The sequence below is a fragment of the Elstera litoralis genome (assembly GCF_000963705.1).
Taxonomy (GTDB): domain Bacteria; phylum Pseudomonadota; class Alphaproteobacteria; order Elsterales; family Elsteraceae; genus Elstera; species Elstera litoralis.
On the sequence record NZ_LAJY01000650.1, the window covers coordinates 1 to 1,977 of the forward strand.

At 62.5% G+C, this 1,977-nt stretch carries 3 protein-coding genes and 1 pseudogene; 2 read left to right on the forward strand and 2 right to left on the reverse strand.

The window, feature by feature from the left end; translation table 11 throughout:
- Window positions 1-219: 219 nt before the first annotated feature.
- On the forward strand, window positions 220-675 hold the full coding sequence (locus VZ95_RS24475) for a methyltransferase family protein (protein WP_045777195.1): 456 nt from the start codon (window positions 220-222) through the stop codon (window positions 673-675).
- Window positions 624-1,208 (forward strand): methyltransferase, encoded by a 585-nt coding sequence (locus tag VZ95_RS18640; protein WP_198148398.1) that lies wholly within the window; start codon window positions 624-626, stop codon window positions 1,206-1,208. Before VZ95_RS24475 ends, VZ95_RS18640 begins: the two co-directional genes overlap by 52 nt.
- On the opposite strand, the gene VZ95_RS18645 is transcribed toward VZ95_RS18640, so the two are convergent.
- Both VZ95_RS18645 and VZ95_RS18650 read right to left on the reverse strand, forming a co-directional pair.
- Complete coding sequence (locus tag VZ95_RS18645; RefSeq protein ID WP_045777197.1) at window positions 1,205-1,576, reverse strand: Mth938-like domain-containing protein; 372 nt, start codon at window positions 1,574-1,576, stop codon at window positions 1,205-1,207. The two genes, VZ95_RS18640 and VZ95_RS18645, sit on opposite strands and share 4 nt — an antisense overlap.
- A 6-nt stretch (window positions 1,577-1,582) precedes the next feature.
- Window positions 1,583-1,977 (reverse strand): annotated as a pseudogene (locus tag VZ95_RS18650) (protein translocase subunit SecF); the annotation flags it as partial.

Consider the following 1,977-nt stretch of genomic DNA (forward strand, 5'->3'; position numbering starts at 1 on the left):
AACGGCAAATCGCTGATTCCCGACATGGGAGCCAACAGAACCGGCGCATCGAGTGCTATAGAACCAATCATGACGCCCATATTTTGGGCATTCCTTCTATTGATGATTACCAATTAGGCAGTCCTCACGCTACGCTTCCCGACCCTTGCCGACAAGCGCTGTCTTGTCAAAGCCCCCTGCGTCAAGGAGGATTAACCCAATTGGGGGAGGATCTTAGAGATGACAGAAACGCGCATCGTCGAAAACTTGGTAACGCAGGCCTATGGCGCTTTCGCGCTGCTGGCCGGGATGGAACTCGATCTCTTCTCGCCCCTCGCCGACGGGCCGCTATCGGCCCCTGATCTGGCCGACGCCCTCGGCGGCGTTGATCCGGTGCGGCTGCACCGGCTTTGCCGCGCGCTCGCTGGGTACGGGCTGCTGACGGCGGAAGCGGGCGGGCGCTTCGCCCTGACGAATGAAACCGCGAAAACCCTCGTGAAAGGCCTACCCGCCTATCGCGCTCCGCCGCCTCGGCCTATGCCGAAGGTTGGCGCGCCTGCCTTGAAACCTCGGCCTCCATCCGCGCCCACACCCCCGCCGCCGCGCTCGATTTCACCGATGGCGACCCGGCGCGCACCCTCGCCGTGCTGCGCGGTCTTGCTCCCCAGGCAATTGCTGGCGGGAAAGCGCTGCTGAAGCACCTGGACTTCACGCAGATCAACCGAATGCTCGACATCGCGGGCGGCTCGGGCGCGTTGAGCACGACGGTCTGTCACGCACAGCCTCATATCGCAGCGGCGATTGTCGAACTCCCCGAGGTCGCGCCCCACACGCGCGCGCTGCTCGACGAGCAGCCCGGCGGCTCGACAATCGAGGTTATCGCGGGGGATGCGATTGCAGGCCCCCTCCCCGGAAATTTCGACCTCGCGGTCATGCGCTGCTTTTTGCAGCTTTTTGGCCCGGAGGACATCGTCACGGCTTTGCGCACCGCGCGCACGGCGTTGGCTCCAAGCGGGCAACTTGCCATCATCGGCTACTGCCTAACCGACGATGAGGCCGGTCCCGCCCTCGCCCTTGGAGCGGATTTGCTGTTTCTCAATTATTACGCAGCGGGCGCGGCGTATCGGCTGGCGGACTATCGTGCGTGGCTGAAGCAGGCGGGTTACGCCGAACCGCGCCTCGCCCTTCTCGGCGGCGGCATGAGTTTACTCATCGCCAAACGCGCTTAAAGCCCAATCAACGCCGCCGCCACGCGCCGATCTTCGGCAAGCAGCACATTGTAGGTGCGGCAGGCGGCCCCAGTGTCCATCGCGTCGATCACCGGCCCGCGCGCCCGAACGGCGGCGCGCAGTTTCGGCGGGATCATTTCGAGCCGTGCGCCGCAGCCGATCAGCAGCACCTCAACGTCGCCATCGAGCAGCGGCGCAAGGCTCGCTTCCGTAAGATCGGCGAAGCGGGTCACGTCCCACGCAAGGGTTTGGGTCGGGCGGACCAGGACCGAGGAGGTCCAGACCACGCCCGAAATCTTAAACCCGCTATCGCCGTAACGCTCGATAACCTGCCGGTTGCCCGGAATGAGCGGGGTGATATCGACCATTCCGGTTTAGCTCGCGGGCGTATCGGCGGTTTTGCCGGGCTCGACCGGGGCCATCCCGCGCCGCAGCCGGTTTTCCCCGAGGAACAGCAGAATCGGCGCGGCGATGAAGATCGAAGAGGTGGTTGCGATGAAAATGCCGAACAGCATCACAATCGAAAACTCCCGCAACGCTTCGCCGCCGAAAATAATCAGCGGCATCGCCGACAGAAAGCTCGCCGTTGAAGTGCCGATGGTGCGGTTCAAGGTTTCGTTGATCGACAGATCAATCAATTCCCGCAGTGGCATGGCCTTATATTTGCGCAAATTCTCGCGAACACGGTCATAAACCACGACCTTATCGTTGATCGAATAGCCCATGATAGCGAGGATGGCCGCAATACTGGAGAGGTTGAATTCCAGAT